General features: G+C 70.2%; 13 protein-coding genes. 5 read left to right on the forward strand and 8 right to left on the reverse strand.

Annotation, left to right across the window (positions count from 1 at the left end; translation table 11 throughout):
* The first annotated feature begins 24 nt into the window (after nt 1-24).
* On the forward strand, nt 25-759 hold the full coding sequence (locus tag BM144_RS13465; protein ID WP_092953099.1) for a uracil-DNA glycosylase family protein: 735 nt from the start codon (nt 25-27) through the stop codon (nt 757-759).
* 255 nt (nt 760-1,014) lie between these two features.
* On the forward strand, nt 1,015-2,001 hold the full coding sequence (corA, locus tag BM144_RS13470) for a magnesium/cobalt transporter CorA (RefSeq protein ID WP_092953101.1): 987 nt from the start codon (nt 1,015-1,017) through the stop codon (nt 1,999-2,001).
* Between the two features lie 100 nt (nt 2,002-2,101).
* On the opposite strand, the gene BM144_RS13475 is transcribed toward corA, so the two are convergent.
* The 6 genes from BM144_RS13475 to BM144_RS13500 all read right to left on the reverse strand — a co-directional run bounded on the left by BM144_RS13475 (nt 2,102) and on the right by BM144_RS13500 (nt 9,036).
* Entirely contained in the window at nt 2,102-2,857 is a 756-nt protein-coding gene (locus BM144_RS13475; RefSeq protein ID WP_092953103.1) for a 5'-methylthioadenosine/adenosylhomocysteine nucleosidase, read from the reverse strand.
* A gap of 94 nt (nt 2,858-2,951) precedes the next feature.
* Nucleotides 2,952-4,634, reverse strand: coding sequence for a long-chain-fatty-acid--CoA ligase (locus tag BM144_RS13480; RefSeq protein WP_092953105.1), 1,683 nt, complete (start codon nt 4,632-4,634; stop codon nt 2,952-2,954).
* 135 nt (nt 4,635-4,769) lie between these two features.
* Nucleotides 4,770-5,513, reverse strand: coding sequence for a hypothetical protein (locus BM144_RS13485; RefSeq protein WP_092953107.1), 744 nt, complete (start codon nt 5,511-5,513; stop codon nt 4,770-4,772).
* Between the two features lie 257 nt (nt 5,514-5,770).
* Nucleotides 5,771-6,835 (reverse strand): class II fructose-bisphosphate aldolase, encoded by a 1,065-nt coding sequence (gene fba, locus BM144_RS13490; RefSeq protein WP_092953109.1) that lies wholly within the window; start codon nt 6,833-6,835, stop codon nt 5,771-5,773.
* Nucleotides 6,836-6,940: 105 nt separating this feature from the next.
* Entirely contained in the window at nt 6,941-8,341 is a 1,401-nt protein-coding gene (locus BM144_RS13495; protein WP_175526018.1) for a histidine kinase dimerization/phospho-acceptor domain-containing protein, read from the reverse strand.
* Nucleotides 8,338-9,036, reverse strand: a complete 699-nt coding sequence (locus tag BM144_RS13500; protein ID WP_092953364.1) for a response regulator transcription factor — start codon at nt 9,034-9,036, stop codon at nt 8,338-8,340. The genes BM144_RS13495 and BM144_RS13500 overlap by 4 nt, the downstream gene beginning before the upstream one ends.
* Before the next feature lie 99 nt (nt 9,037-9,135).
* Between BM144_RS13500 and BM144_RS13505 the strand changes: the two genes are divergently transcribed.
* Together BM144_RS13505 and BM144_RS23595 are read left to right on the forward strand one after the other, a co-directional pair.
* Entirely contained in the window at nt 9,136-9,900 is a 765-nt protein-coding gene (locus BM144_RS13505) for a phosphatase PAP2 family protein (RefSeq protein WP_245783658.1), read from the forward strand.
* A 262-nt stretch (nt 9,901-10,162) separates the two neighbouring features.
* Entirely contained in the window at nt 10,163-10,489 is a 327-nt protein-coding gene (locus BM144_RS23595) for a phosphatase PAP2 family protein (protein ID WP_139225715.1), read from the forward strand.
* On the opposite strand, the gene pyk is transcribed toward BM144_RS23595, so the two are convergent.
* Both pyk and BM144_RS13520 read right to left on the reverse strand, forming a co-directional pair.
* Nucleotides 10,422-11,858, reverse strand: coding sequence for a pyruvate kinase (gene pyk, locus BM144_RS13515; protein WP_092953111.1), 1,437 nt, complete (start codon nt 11,856-11,858; stop codon nt 10,422-10,424). The genes BM144_RS23595 and pyk overlap by 68 nt on opposite strands.
* A gap of 144 nt (nt 11,859-12,002) precedes the next feature.
* Nucleotides 12,003-12,926, reverse strand: coding sequence for a LysR substrate-binding domain-containing protein (locus tag BM144_RS13520; protein WP_092953113.1), 924 nt, complete (start codon nt 12,924-12,926; stop codon nt 12,003-12,005).
* A gap of 133 nt (nt 12,927-13,059) precedes the next feature.
* Here BM144_RS13520 and BM144_RS13525 point away from each other — a divergent pair, with 133 nt between their 5' ends.
* Nucleotides 13,060-13,467: a tautomerase family protein gene (locus tag BM144_RS13525; protein ID WP_092953115.1), complete on the forward strand. Its 408-nt coding sequence runs from the start codon at nt 13,060-13,062 to the stop codon at nt 13,465-13,467.
* The last annotated feature ends 60 nt before the right edge of the window (nt 13,468-13,527 follow it).

Consider the following 13,527-nt stretch of genomic DNA (forward strand, 5'->3'; position numbering starts at 1 on the left):
CGTGCGCCGCACGAAGACGACCCCATGAGCCTCGACCTCGATCCCCGCCAGCGCGCCATGTTGGCCGAAATGGGCATCACCGTATGGCAGCCCGCTGCCGAGCCGGCCCCGGCTGCCGCAGCCGCCACGGCCGCGGTGCCGGCGGCTGTCGCAGCCGGAGCCCCTGCGGCCCCCCCGCCACCGGCGGCGCCCCGCACGCCCGATGCCGGCGCCGGCCCGGCGCTGCGCCTGCATGCGCCGCAGCCGCTCTACCCCCAAGCCGACCCTGCCGCCACGCCCGTGGCGCTGGGAGCGGGCTGGCTGGTGGTGGCGGAGAGCGCGGCGCCCGATGCGCCGCTCACGGGCGACGCCGGCAAGCTGCTGGACAACATGCTGCGCGCGATGCGGCTGCACCGCCATCCACGCACCTTCTTCGCTGCCGTGGAGCGGGCCGCGCCCGGCCCGGCCGAGGCCGCCGCCGCCGCGGACGTGGCCGACGCGCTGCAGGCCGCCATCGCGGCGCTGCGGCCGTCGATGGTGCTGGTGCTCGGCCTGTCGGCCGCCCGCGCCGTGCTCGGCAGCCGCGAGCCGCTCGGGCGCCTGCGCGCCACCGCCCACCAGTTGCCAGACGGCACGCCGGCCGTCGTCACCTACGACCCGGCCTACCTGCTGCGCGCGCCCGACGCCAAGGCCGCCGCCTGGTCCGACCTGTGCCGCGCGCTCGCACGGGTGCGCAGCAGCGGCGCTGCCCCCGCGCCCGCGGCCCCCTCCGGCCACTGAGTCGCCGCGAACGGGGCCGCCGCGCCCCCGCAAAACGGCCCCACGCACGGCCCCCGCTGACACGCGCCCGTCACGTAACGGGCGTGCCGCAATGCCATAATCCGCCGCTTGCTTTTTTGGAGAGAGCTTCGTGGAAACCTACCCCAGTCGGTAGCTTTCAACTCCCGGTGTGCACAGGCCTTGGGGGATTGAAAGCGCCTCAACGCCCCCTTATCGCCAACGGCGCCATCGCGCCAACCCACCGGGAGTGAGCCCATGCTCAACATCTTCACGCTCGCCAACGGCCGCCTGGTCCAGGAAGAAATCGATTCCCTGGAAGACCTGGCCCGGTTCCAGCCCATCTGGGTCGACCTCGAATCCCCCACGCTCGAAGAAAAGCGCTGGATCAAGCAGCACTACGGCCTGCAGATCCCCGCCGACGCGATGGACGAGGACATCGAGGAATCGGCCCGCTTCTACGAAGAAGACAACGGCGAAGTCCACATCCGCAGCGACTTCCTGATCGACGACGAAGACAACCCGCGCTCGGTGCGCGTGGCCTTCATCCTGAACCTCGTCAACGACACCCTCAAGAGCAAGGGCGTGCTGTTCTCGATCCACGACGAGGACCTGCCCGTCTTCCGCCTGCTGCGCATGCGCGCGCGCCGCGCGCCCGGCCTGCTGGAAGATGCCAAGGAAGTGCTGCTCAAGCTCTTCGACCTGGACGCGGAATACTCCGCCGACACGCTCGAAGGCATCTACGACGAACTCAAGGAAGTGAGCACCCAGGTGCTCTCGGGCGACGTGACCGACGCGCGTGCCGGCGAGGTGCTGGCCGCCATCGCACGCCAGGAGGACCTGAACGGCCGCATCCGCCGCAACGTGATGGACACGCGCCGCGCCGTGAGCTTCATGATGCGCAGCAAGATGCTCAATGCCGAGCAGTTCGAGGACGCACGGCAGATCCTGCGCGACCTGGAATCGCTGGACAACCACACCGCCTTCCTCTTCGAGAAGATCAACTTCCTGATGGACGCCACCGTCGGCTTCATCAACATCAACCAGAACAAGATCATCAAGATCTTCTCGGTGGCCAGCGTCGCGCTGCTGCCCCCGACGCTCATCGCGAGCGTGTACGGCATGAACTTCGAGTTCATGCCCGAGCTGAAGTGGACCTACGGCTACGTGTACGGCATCCTGCTGATGGTGGCCAGCGCGCTGGGCCCCATGTGGTACTTCCGCCGCCGCGGCTGGCTCAAGTGACCGCGGGCGCCCCACCGGCGCCTGTGCGGAGGGCTCAAGAGCGTTTCATGCTCCATGCCGCCGGAAACATTGAATAGTCTGCTATTAAAAATATAGCAAATCAAAGTTTCTGCAGCAGCCGCCCGACGATGCCGTCGGCATAGCGGCCCGCCACCGTCCGCACGAAGTGGGCGAAGTCGCGCGGCGCATCGTCGTCCGCGCGGTCGGAGATGGTGCGCACCGCCGCGAAGGGCACGCCGTGGTCGGCGCACACCTGGGCCACCGCGGCGCCTTCCATCTCGACGGCCAGCACGTCGTGGCCGGCGGCCCGCAGCGTCCGCGCCAGCGCATCGGCCTCGGCCGCGCCGGACACGAAGCGGTCGCCGCTCGCCACCAAGCCCGCATGCACGGCCGCGGCGCGCACCGCCCGCTCCTGCGGCATCGAACCGCCCGCGGCGGCCGCCAGGCATTCGTGCGCGGCCTCCAGCAGCCGGCCCGTGAGCGCCGGGTCGCAGGCCATGCGCACGCGCCCGTAGCCCGGCACCTCCCAGCGCGGAAAGAGCGGCGAGGCATCCATGTCGTGCTGGAGCATCTCCTCCGCGACGACCACATCGCCGATCCGCACGCCCTCGCCCAGCCCGCCCGCCACGCCCGTGAAGACGATGCGCTCCGCACCGAAGCGTTCGATCAGCGCAGCCGCCGTGGTGGCGGCCGCCACCTTGCCGATGCCCGAGAGCGCCAGCACGGCGTCGCGGCCGTGCAGTGTGCCGCGCTGGAACGTGCGGCCGGCGTGCACGATGCGGGCGGCGGGCTGCAGGGCGGCGGAGAGCCCGGCCTGTTCGTCGGGCAGGGCACTGAGGATGGCGATCGTCGGCATGGCAGGGACCGCTGGGCGGCGGCCAAAAAAAGAAGGCCGGCGGCAACACGCCGCCGGCCGGGAACGAAAGGGCCGCGGGTTCCGGGCCGGGCCGTCAGGCCTTCTTGTCGCGCAGTTCGCGCCGCAGGATCTTGCCCACGGGCGTCTTGGGCAGCGATTCGCGGAACTCGATCACGCGCGGCTGCTTGTAGCCCGTGAGGTTGGCGCGGCAGAACTCGCGCACCTGGGCCTCGGTCAGGTCGGCGGCCTTGCGCACCACGACCAGCTTCACGGCTTCGCCGGTCTTGTCGTCGGGCACGCCCACCACGGCGCACTCCAGCACGCCCGGGCATTCGGCCACGACTTCCTCGACCTCGTTCGGATAGACGTTGAAGCCGCTCACCAGCACCATGTCCTTCTTGCGGTCCACGATCTTGAAGAAGCCGCGATCGTCCATCACGCCGACGTCGCCGGTCTTGAAGTAGCCGTCCTCGGTCATGACCTTGGCGGTCTCGTCGGGGCGCTGCCAGTAGCCGGCCATGACCTGCGGGCCCTGGATGGCGATCTCGCCGGCCCGGCCGGGCTCGACCACGTCGCGGCCCTCGTCGTCGATGAGCTTCATGCGTGTGTTGGAGATCGGCACGCCGATGGTGCCCGTGTATTCCTTGTTGGTTACCGGGTTGCAGCTCACGGACGGGCTGGTCTCCGAGAGGCCGTAGCCCTCGCAGATCGGGCAGCCGGTCTTCTCCAGCCACAGGCGCGCCACCGCGCCCTGCACGGCCATGCCGCCGCCCACGGAGACCTTGAGGTTCTTCCAGTTGACCGTGTTGAAGTCGGGGTGGTTCGCCAGCCCGTTGAAGAGCGTGTTCACGGCCGGGAAGCTGTGGAACGTGTGGCGCGACAGCTCCTTCAGCACCGCGGCGAGGTCGCGCGGGTTGGGGATGAGGATGGTCTTGGCGCCCGTGCGCATGGCCAGCATCATGTTCGCGGTGAACGCGAAGATATGGTAGAGCGGCAGCGCGCACACACTGGCCGGCTGCTCGCCGGCAGGCACCTTGGCCATGGCGGGCGCGTTCCAGGCCTCGGACTGCAGCACGTTGGCGATGAGGTTGCGGTGCAGCAGCACCGCGCCCTTGGAAACCCCGGTCGTGCCGCCCGTGTATTGCAGCAGCGCCACGTCGTCGGGCCGCAGGTCGGGTTTGCGCAGGGTGCCGCGCCCGCCCTTCGCGAGCGCATCGTTGAAACGCACGGCGCCGGGCAGCGAGAACGGCGGTACCAGCTTCTTCACCTTGCGCACCACGTAGTTCACGAGCAGGCCCTTCAGCAGGCCGAGCTGGTCGCCCATGGCGCAGAGCACCACGTGCTGCACCTGCGTGGAGCCGATGCATGCCTGCAGCGTGGCCGCGAAATTCTCGATGATGATGATCGCCTTGGCGCCCGAGTCCTTGAGCTGGTGCTCCAGCTCGCGCGGCGTGTAGAGCGGATTCACGTTGACCACCACGTAGCCCGCGCGCAGCACGGCCGCGACGGCGACCGGATACTGGGGCACGTTGGGCATCATGACCGCCACGCGGTCGCCCCGGGCCAGTCCCAGGCCCTGCAGGTAGGCCGCCATGTGGCGGCTCTGCACCTCGGTATCCGTGAAGCTCACGTCCTTGCCCATGAAGCTGTAGGCCGTGCGGTCCGCATGCTTCTGGAAGGCTTCCTCCATCAGGGCGACGAGCGACGGGTACTGGGTCGGGTCGATGTCGGCCGGCACCCCAGCGGGGTAGGCGGCGAGCCACGGACGGTCGTTCATGCTGTATGTCTCCAGAACCTGCTGTTACAAAAAGAACCCGCATTCTGCGGGCGCCGGGCCGGTACGCGTGTCTGGGCTTTCCCTAGCGCCTCTGCCTCGGGGCTGCCGGCATGACGGGCCCCGAGGCCCGCTTGTTCACGGCGCGATGGGCACCGGAAAGGGCGGAATGACCAGGCGGCCGTCCATCATCGACGTGCTCACGCGCGCGGCCGCGGCCAGCTTCTCGCTCCACTCGAAGGCGGGGCGCCCGGCGACCAGGAATTCGTCGTTGTTGCGCGTGACGGGCCGCAGCAGGCTCTGGGACGCGATCACGTCGATCGACATGAAGGCGCCGCCGCTGTTCGCGTAGCGGTAGAGCACATGGGAATAGGGGCCGCCCGGTGCGAGGTGCTTCTCTGCCATCCACTGGGCCACCACCGGCCGGCTGCGCACGAGATAGTCGCCCGTATCGGCCCGCCGCTTGTAGCGCAGGCAGTCGGCGCGCGCCGGGCTGCCGCGGGTCTTGTCCTCCACGAACACGCCGTCCTGCTGCCGGCAGGGCGCCGTCCACAGCGTGGTGTCGCGCGGGTAGTTGGTGGCGTTGGTCTGCACGAAGAACAGGGCCAGCAGCGGCCGGTCCTTGCCCGGGCCGCGCAGGCCCAGGACCGTGGTTTCCATCGGCAGGTCGGCCGCGATGTCGTCGGGCAGGACGTCGAGCACGAGGCTGCTGCGGTGCAGCACCTCCCAGTCGCCCGGCGGCAGGTCGACCTGGGCGCGGCCGACGTGCGGCAGCGAGGGCTGCACCGGCGCGCAGCCCGCGAGCGACAGCAGAACGGCGCCTGCAAGCAGGAAACCCCGGCCAGCGCGTGCGGGCAGAAACGTAAATGGCGGCTTTTTCACGGAACGGGCGATTCGGAAGGAATGCGGAAGGACTCGCGGAGGGCTCCGGCCGCGGATGCGTTGAGCGGCGCGGCCCCGGCCCGGCGGCGGAGTCCGAGCTTAACCCGAACCCGCCGGTGCGGCGCCAGGGGCTGGACCGTGCGGGCCGCGAGGCGCCCCGCAATGCCCGCCACCGCGTCGGCAGGCGGCCCGGCACAGCGCCGTGGCCAAGGGGATGCGGGCCGGTGGGCGGCATGGGTGCCGCCCGGGCACAGCCCTCAGTTCACCAGCTGTGCCAGCGCGCCCGAGGCGTATTGGCCGGCGATCGCCTGCAGCGTATGGCCCTTGATCTTGGGCGCCTGGCCTTCGCAGCCGAACTCGATGTAGCGCTGCTTGCAGATGGCCTTGGCGGCTTCGCGCGCGGGCTTGAGCCATTCGCGGGCATCGAACTTCTCGGGATTCTCGTGCAGGAACTTGCGCACCGCGCCGGTCATGGCCAGCCGGATGTCGGTGTCGATGTTGATCTTGCGCACGCCGAACTGGATGGCCTTCTGGATCTCCTCGACCGGCACGCCGTAGGTTTCCTTCATGTTGCCGCCGTACTGGCGAATGATCTCCAGCAGTTCCTGCGGGACGCTGGAGGAGCCGTGCATGACCAGGTGGGTGTTGGGCAGGCGGGCATGGATTTCCTTCACGCGCTCGATCGAGAGGATGTCGCCCGTGGGCTTGCGCGTGAACTTGTAGGCGCCATGGCTGGTGCCGATGGCGATCGCCAGTGCGTCGAGCTGCGTGGCCTTCACGAACTGCGCGGCTTCCTCGGGGTCGGTGAGCATCTGGCTGTGGTCGAGCTTGCCCACCGCGCCGATGCCGTCTTCCTCGCCGGCCTCGCCGGTTTCCAGGGAGCCCAGGCAGCCCAGTTCGCCCTCGACGGTCACGCCCACCTTGTGGGCCATCTCGACCACCTTGCGGGTCACGTCCACGTTGTATTCGAACGAGGCCGGGGTCTTGCCGTCTTCGCGCAGCGAGCCGTCCATCATCACCGACGAGAAGCCGAGGTCGATGGCACCCTGGCAGATGGCCGGGCTCTGGCCGTGGTCCTGGTGCATCACGACCGGAATGTGCGGGTAGGCCTCGACGGCCGCCTGCACCAGGTGCTTGATGAACGCTTCGCCCGCGTACTTGCGTGCGCCGGCGCTCGCCTGGAGGATGACCGGCGCGCCCACTTCGTCGGCCGCGGCCATCACGGCCTGCACCTGCTCCAGGTTGTTCACGTTGAAGGCAGGGATGCCATAGCGGTTTTCAGCAGCATGGTCGAGCAGTTCGCGCATCGAGACGAGTGGCATGGGGGTGGTTCCATTCAAGGGTGGGGATGGACGTCGCGGCCCGTGCAGAGGACCGGCGCATTCGGCAGGGGCCGGCGGTGGTAACCGCTTGGTAACCGGATCATTTTAGCCGGTGGCATCCAGCGCCGGGCCGGTCCTCAATTCCACACCGTAACACGTGGTGAAAGGCGCGGGCGCAGGCATTTCGCGGAACCGGCCGCCGTGCGCCTCGGCCACGCGGGCGATGATTTCGTGCCCCAGGTGCAGGCTGTCCACGGGCGCGCGCGCCGGGGCGGGCGTGCCGGTTTCCCCGGTGGCCGCACGGCGGCCGTCGTCGCACACCTGCAGGCAGGCGCCGCCGCCCTCCAGGGGAGCGGCCCGGATCTCCACGTGCGTGCCGGCGGGCGTGTGGCGCAATGCGTTTTCCACCAGGTTGCGCAGCGCCATCTCCAGCAGCACGGCATTGCCGCGCACGGCCACCGGGCCCGAAGCCGCGACGCCGAGGGTGGCGCCGTGCTGCCACGCCACCTGGGCATGGTCGGCCGCCACATCGCGCGCCAGCGCCGCGAGGTCCACCTCGGCCTCGAGTTCGTCCAGGCGGGTGCGGCTGGCGCGGGCCAGTGCCAGCAACTGGTTGAGCACATGGCCGGCGCGCAGCGCGTCCTGCCCGATGCGCGCCAGCGCCTCGGCCTGCGCCGCGCCGTCCAGGCCGCCGCCCAGCGCACGGGCCTGCAGCACGATGGACGAGAGCGGCGTGCGCAGTTCGTGCGCCACCTCGTTGGCCAGGCGCCGCTCGCGCACCAGCGCCGCCTGCTGCCGGTCGAGCAGCGTGTTGATGGAAGCCACCACCGATTCGAATTCGCGCAGCGTGCCGCCCGTGGAGAGGCGCTCGGCCCCGGCCACGTCCAGCGCCGCCACGTCGTGCGAGAGCGTGTAGAGCGGCCGCAGCCCGCGCCGCACCGCAAAACCCAGCACCAGCATGACCACGGGCAGCAGCCACAGGCCGGGCTCCACCATCTGCCCGGCGATGTCCTCCGCCAGATCGTCGCGCTCTTCCAGATCGAGCAACACGACCACCTTGCGCGAGCGTGTCCCGTCCCATTGGGAGAAGCTGCGCCAGGGCGTGGGCTTTGCGCCCAGGTGCAGCGTGGCGAAGCCGTCGGGCGTGTCGAAGGGCGGCAGCGGCGCGTCGCCGCTGTGCGACAGCAGGCGGCCATCGGCGTCCCACTGCACGACATTGAGCGACTGCTGGTAATCGTGCGCCTTCAGCCAGGGCGTCGGCGCGCGGCGCGTGGCCTCGGCGGGCGTGACGGTTTCGCCCGGCCGCAGGTTCAGCAGCAGCGCGGCCACGCTGGCCAGGTGGCCGTCGGTCAGCTCGTCGGCCTCCTCGATGCCGGTGAGGTAGGCCATGCCCACGAAGCTGGCCCAGACGGCCAGCAGGGCGCCCAGGGTCCAGAGCAGCAGGCGCCGCGTGAGGGAGGGAATGCGCGCGGAAGCAGGAGACAGCGTCGCCACGGTGCGCCTCATTCCTGCGGGATGAAATAGCCCACGCCGCGCATGGTCTGGATACGCTCGCTGCCGAGCTTCTTGCGCAGGTGGTGCACGTGGACCTCGATGGCGTTGCTTTCCACACCGCTCTGCCAGTTGTAGAGCCGCTCTTCGATCTGCTGGCGCGAGAGCACGCGGCCGCGCGCATCGAGCAGCACCAGCAGCACGGAGAACTCGCGCGGAGACATTTCCACCAGTTGCCCCGCACGCCGCACCGTGCGCGCCGCGGGGTCCAGTTCGAGATCGTGCAGGCGGATGACCGGCGAGGCACGCCCCGCCGCGCGCCGCAGCAGGGCCCGCAGGCGCGCCTCCAGTTCATCCACGTCGAAGGGCTTGGCGAGGTAGTCGTCCGCGCCCTGGTCCAGGCCCGCGATGCGCTGGTGCACCTGGTCGCGCGCCGTGAGGATCAGCACCGGGGTGGCCGGGTCCGGCAGCCGCGCGGGCTGGCCGCCGGGCACGGCCGGAGGCGCCTGGCGCAGCCGCGTCAGCAGCTCGGCGCCATCGCCGTCGGGCAGGCCGAGGTCCAGCAGCACCGCATCGAAGCGCTCGGCGCGCAGCGCGCTCCAGGCCTCGGTCATGGTGCCGCACACGTCCACCGCATAGCCCCTCTGCTGGAGGTTGGCCCGCAGGCCCGCGGCGATGCCGCCGTCGTCTTCGACCACGAGGATTCTCATGGCGCCATTGTGGCGGTGCCAGCGCTCCGCGGCCATGGGCGGCGGCCCGCCGTGGGGCGTTAAGGCGATGTTAAGAGGGGGCCCCTAAGGTCGCGACCCATGACCGCTCCGATTGCTCCGCCGTCCGCGCCCCGCGCCCCGGCTGCCCCGCCCCATCCGTTCGCCCCCCTTTTCTGGACAGCCCTGGCCCTGGGCCTGCTGATCGCCTGGGACACCACCGCCTTCGACCTGGCGCTGGCCCGGGTGTTCGGCAACAGTGGGGGATTCCCGCTGCGCGACGACTGGTTCTTCGCGTCCGTCATGCACGAAGGCGCGCGCCGCGCGGCCTGGGTGCTCATGGTGCTGCTGGCCGCATCGGTCTGGTGGCCCGCCGGATGGCTGCGCCGGCTCTCGACCGCCGAACGCGCGCAGATGGCCGCCAGCGCCCTGGTCGCGCTGGGCGTGGTCACGGCCTTCAAGCAGGCCAGTGCCACCAGCTGCCCCTGGGACCTGGCGGAGTTCGGCGGAATGGCCCGCTATGTCTCGCACTGGTCGCGCGGCATCTTCGATGGCGGCAGCGGCCACTGCTTTCCGGCGGGGCACGCCTCGGCCGGTTTTGCGTTCCTGGGCGGCTATTTCGCGCTGCGCCACCGGCACCCGGGTGCGGCGCGCTGGTGGCTGGCGGCCTCGATCGCGGCGGGGCTGGTCCTGGGCGCGGCCCAGCAGATGCGCGGAGCGCATTTCATGAGCCACACGCTCTGGACCGGCTGGCTCTGCTGGACCGCGGGTTGGGCCTGCGATCTGGCAGCGGGCCTGCTGTGCCGCCGCCATGCCCTTTCCGACAGCGTCCTGCCATCCGAAGGCGCATCGCATGTTCGCCCTTGATACCACCCTACCACCCTCTTCCTGGCACTGAACGCCACGCCGGCCACGCCGCCGGCCGTGGTCGCCGTGGCGCGGTGGCTGTCGCAGGACCTCCCCGTCTTCGCGGGGCTGCTGATGGTGCTGGAACTGGCGCGCGGGCAGCACGCCACGCGGCGCGCCGTGGTCTGGGGCGCGCTCTCGCTGCTGGTGGCCTGGTGCGCCGTGCGCGGGTTCCGCGCGGTGGTGCCCATCGCGCGCCCGGCGCAGTGGGGCCTGGGCCTGCATGCAGTGGATCGACATGGGCGCGCGCCCGGGCTTTCCCAGCATGCACGCGGCGACCGCCTTCGCGCTGGCGCGCGGCCTCACGCTCGGACTCGCGCGCGGCCAGGCGCCCGGCTGGCGGTGGCTGGCCTATGCGCTGGCGGCCGCGATGGGCTGGAGCCGCATCTGTCTGGGCGTGCACATGCCGTCGGATGTGCTGGCTGGCGCATTGGTCGGTGCCGCCAGCGCCTGGCTGGCCGGCCAGGCCGTGCGGGCCTGGATCAGCCGGCGCGGCAGATCTTCAGCATATTGGTTCCGCCCGGAGCACCCATCGGCTCCCCGCAGGTGATCACGTAGAGGTCGCCCTGCTGCACGATGTTGCGGTTCTTAAGGTGGCCTTCGGCCTGCTCCAGCGCCGTGTCGCGGTCCACGCTCGTGTCCATGAGCAGCGGCCGCACGTTGCGGTACATCGCCATCTTGCGCTGCGTGGCCACCTTGGGCGTGAGCGCGTAGATCGGGATGTGGATGCGGTGGCGGCTCATCCAGAGCGCGGTGGAGCCGCTGTCCGTGAGTGCCACGAGGGCCTTGGCGCCCAGGTGGTGCGCCGTGAACAGCGCACCCATGGCGATGGACTGGTCGATGCGGCCCAGCGTCTGGCCCGTGAAATCGGAATCGCGCTCGGGGTCTTCCGCAGCCTCGGCGGCGGCGCAGATCTTGGCCATCTCCTCCACCGTCTCCAGCGGGTAGCGGCCGGCGGCCGTCTCGGCGCTCAGCATCACGGCGTCGGTGCCGTCCAGCACGGCGTTGGCCACGTCGCTCACCTCGGCCCGCGTGGGCACGGGGTTGGTGATCATGCTCTCCATCATCTGCGTGGCGGTGATGACGACCTTGTCCATGTCGCGCGCCATGCGGATCATCTTCTTCTGCAGCGCCGGCACGGCGGCATTGCCCACCTCCACCGCGAGGTCGCCGCGCGCCACCATGATGCCGTCGGATACGCGCAGGATCTCCTCCAGGCGCGGCACGGCCTCGGCGCGCTCGATCTTCGCGATCAGGCCCGGCTTGTGTCGGTATTCGGCCGCGGCCACATTGCAGAGCTGGCGCGCCATTTCCATGTCGGTGGCGTTCTTGGGAAAGCTCACGGCCACGTAGTCGGCCTGGAAGCTCATCGCGGTGCGGATGTCTTCCATGTCCTTGGCCGTGAGCGCCGGCGCCGTGAGGCCGCCGCCCTGCTTGTTGATGCCCTTGTTGTTGGACAGCTCGCCCCCCACGCGCACGGTGGTGAGCACCTGCTCGCCGCGCACCGCGTTCACCGTGAGCACGATGAGGCCGTCGTTGAGCAGCAGCACATCGCCGGGCCTCACGTCGCGCGGCAGCTCCTTGTAGTCGAGGCCCACGCCGGCCAGGTCGCCCGGCTCCGTGCGCGAGGCATCGAGAACGAACGGCGCCCCGGGCTCCAGCCAGACCTTGCCTTCTGCGAACTTGCCCACGCGGATCTTCGGCCCCTGCAAGTCGGCCATGATCGCCACCTCGCGCCCCGCGCGCTGGGCCGCTGCCCGCACCTTCTCGGCGCGGTCGATGTGGTCCTGCGCTGTGCCATGGCTGAAGTTGAGCCGCACCACGTTCACGCCGGCGGCGATCATCCGCTCCAGCAGGACCGGATCGCTCGATGCGGGCCCTAGGGTGGCAACGATCTTGGTGGCTCGGCGGATGCGCATCGGGGTGTCTCCTTCGGAAGCGTTCTGGGGATGTAATCGGGTTTCAATTCTGGCACGGAACCAGTTACATGCCGGGTACGGCCGTGTCGCGGCTGGACGGCAGCGGCATCCCGGCCGCACCCACCGCAGCCGGGCCCTGGGAGTTCAGTGGCCGCCCTTGCCTGCGGCTGGCGGCATGGCCCGCGCCTGCGCGGCCAGCCACTGGCAAAAAGTATCGAGCCGTGGATGGGCGGCAGTGGTGCGCCGCAGCGCGAGGTAGTCGTAGCCCGAGGCGGCAAAGCCGAAGGGCGCCACCAGGCGCCCGGCCTGCACGTCGTCCACCACCAGGTGCCAGGGGGCCAGGGCAATGCCCAGGCCGCGCACGGCGGCCTCCAGCGTGAAGTAGTAGTGCTCGTACACCGGGCCGGCGGCGGCCGCCTCCGGGTGCCAGTCCGCACCGGCGGATGCGGCCCAGGCGGCCCATGCCCCGCGACGCGCGCGCGTGTGCAGGAGGGGCTGGCCCTCCAGGTCGGTGGGTGTGCGCAGCACCCCGGTGCGCGCGGCCAGCGCGGGGGACAGCACCGGACCCAGGCGCTCGGAGAACAGGTGCAGAGACGTGCCGGCATCGCGCCGTGCGCCCGTGGCGTCCTCTGCGGTGATAAGCAGGTCGCAGCCCTCGGAGGCGGCATCGGTGCCCGTGTCGGTGGTGCGCAGGCGGACTTCGATACCGGGGTGTTGCGCATGGAAGTCGAACAACCGCGGGATCAGCCATCTGGCCGTGAAGGTGCTGAAGCAGGCCACGTCCAGCGGGCCCTGGCGGGCATCGCCCAGGGCCCGCACCGTGTCCTCGATCTGCTGGAAAGCGGTGGTCAGCACGGGCTGCAGCGTGCGCGCCGCGGCGGTGAGGGTCGGGCGCGCCTTGGTGCCGCCGAACAGCGGCAGGCCCAGGTGGTCTTCGAGATGGCGCACCTGGCGGCTGATCGCGCCCGGGGATACCGACAGCTCCTCGGCGGCTGCCGTCATGCGGCCCAGGCGGGCCGCAGCTTCGAAGGCGCGCAGGGCACCCAGGGGCGGAAGACGACGTGGCATCGTTTCTATGTGATCTGGCTGCACATAGCGCGGGAGGATAAATCGCTTTTGGCAGGGGAGGGAACTGAGAAGAATCCACAACCGCGGCCTGAGCGGTCGCCCTTGCTTATTTTCCGGACAGGAACATACCTCCATGCCTTTCATCCACACTTACCTGCCCCAAGCAACGCCTCCCACCGAACGTGAGGCCGTTGTCCAGGCCATCCACCAGGCCCTGGTCGATGGCATCGGCATGCCGCAAGACGAGCTGTTCAACATGGTGACCGCCTACGCGCCCGGGCAATTCGCTTTCAGCCGCAGCTTCAACGGGGTGGCGCGCTCGGAGGACGTGGTGGTCGTGGAGATCACCTTGCGCCGCGGCCGCAGCGACGCCATGAAGCGCGCGCTGTATGCCGGCATTGCCCGCAACCTCGAGGTGATGGCGCACGTGGCCCCGGCCGACGTGTTCATCTTCATGCACGAGAACGACTATTCCGACTGGTCGGTGGGGCATGGCCGCTTCGCCATGCAGCTGGTCCAGCAGGTCGGCGCAGCGGCTTGACGGGAAACGAAGCCTCCTGACCAGCCGCCGCATGTTTCGTGCGGTTCCATGAAGCCGCGC

It is taken from the genome of Paracidovorax konjaci, from assembly GCF_900112675.1.
GTDB classification, from domain to species: Bacteria; Pseudomonadota; Gammaproteobacteria; order Burkholderiales; family Burkholderiaceae_C; genus Paracidovorax; species Paracidovorax konjaci.

Coding starts and splice junctions, on each gene's coding strand:
- BM144_RS13465 (WP_092953099.1), top strand. CDS start 25: ATGAGCCTCGACCTCGATCCCCGCCAGCGCGCCATGTTGGCCGAAATG.
- corA (WP_092953101.1), top strand. CDS start 1,015: ATGCTCAACATCTTCACGCTCGCCAACGGCCGCCTGGTCCAGGAAGAA.
- BM144_RS13475 (WP_092953103.1), bottom strand. CDS start 2,857: ATGCCGACGATCGCCATCCTCAGTGCCCTGCCCGACGAACAGGCCGGG.
- BM144_RS13480 (WP_092953105.1), bottom strand. CDS start 4,634: ATGAACGACCGTCCGTGGCTCGCCGCCTACCCCGCTGGGGTGCCGGCC.
- fba (WP_092953109.1), bottom strand. CDS start 6,835: ATGCCACTCGTCTCGATGCGCGAACTGCTCGACCATGCTGCTGAAAAC.
- BM144_RS13495 (WP_175526018.1), bottom strand. CDS start 8,341: ATGAGGCGCACCGTGGCGACGCTGTCTCCTGCTTCCGCGCGCATTCCC.
- BM144_RS13500 (WP_092953364.1), bottom strand. CDS start 9,036: ATGAGAATCCTCGTGGTCGAAGACGACGGCGGCATCGCCGCGGGCCTG.
- BM144_RS13505 (WP_245783658.1), top strand. CDS start 9,136: ATGACCGCTCCGATTGCTCCGCCGTCCGCGCCCCGCGCCCCGGCTGCC.
- BM144_RS23595 (WP_139225715.1), top strand. CDS start 10,163: ATGCAGTGGATCGACATGGGCGCGCGCCCGGGCTTTCCCAGCATGCAC.
- pyk (WP_092953111.1), bottom strand. CDS start 11,858: ATGCGCATCCGCCGAGCCACCAAGATCGTTGCCACCCTAGGGCCCGCA.
- BM144_RS13520 (WP_092953113.1), bottom strand. CDS start 12,926: ATGCCACGTCGTCTTCCGCCCCTGGGTGCCCTGCGCGCCTTCGAAGCT.
- BM144_RS13525 (WP_092953115.1), top strand. CDS start 13,060: ATGCCTTTCATCCACACTTACCTGCCCCAAGCAACGCCTCCCACCGAA.